This window comes from Gilliamella sp. Pas-s95 (assembly GCF_009795795.1).
GTDB lineage: Bacteria > Pseudomonadota > Gammaproteobacteria > Enterobacterales > Orbaceae > Gilliamella > Gilliamella bombicola.
This window is the reverse complement of the sequence record NZ_WTFC01000074.1, coordinates 1-579: the sequence shown is the minus strand read 5'-3', so window position 1 is coordinate 579 and position 579 is coordinate 1. Positions and strand designations below refer to the sequence as shown.

General features: G+C 46.5%; 1 protein-coding gene. It reads left to right on the top strand.

Translation table 11 applies throughout. From position 1 onward, the window contains the following. Window positions 1-69: 69 nt before the first annotated feature. Window positions 70-504 carry a hypothetical protein gene (locus GQ598_RS10900; RefSeq protein WP_160404134.1) on the top strand — a complete coding sequence of 145 codons (435 nt, stop codon included), beginning with the start codon at window positions 70-72 and terminating at the stop codon, window positions 502-504. Window positions 505-579 lie beyond the last annotated feature (75 nt).

Below are 579 nucleotides of genomic sequence, written 5' to 3'. Positions count from 1 at the left end.
TTTTAAAATCGAATGTATATTTTTTTGCCATAATTTTGTTCCCAAAAGTAGATTTAAACAATCCAACTTTTGGGGGGCAGTTCACTTACCGCCCCCTCTTTGCCACAGACAGTTGTGTTGGTCGGTAGGGATGGTAGTGGTAATGAGGTGAGGTATGGGTTTGTCTTAAAGCAGTGGTTCGTCCATCGTGGTAATAAACGGGATACTCAGTCTAATCAAATATCTTGGTGTCGTGGTTTGGGTTATCGTCTTGCTAGGGTAAGGGATTTAACCAATTCAAACTATAACAGTTTAGACGCAAATCATTACAAGCGTCACATAGGTGCTGGTTTTTTCGCGGAGTGGGGCAGCATGGACTACTACGCTGCTGCGGGCTTCGTCGACCGCTACTACTGGACAGGCGACGCATCAGGTAGCAATGGGTTCACTGTCTCCTCGTTCTACGGCGACGCCAACAGCAACAGCGTTTCCTACAGAGGTTACGCTGTTTGCACCGCACCTTAGCTTTTATTTCTTATTCCTTAATCCTTGGGCCGCGGGGGCGGTTATGGAGCCTGAGAGGACAATCTAACAAAGAAT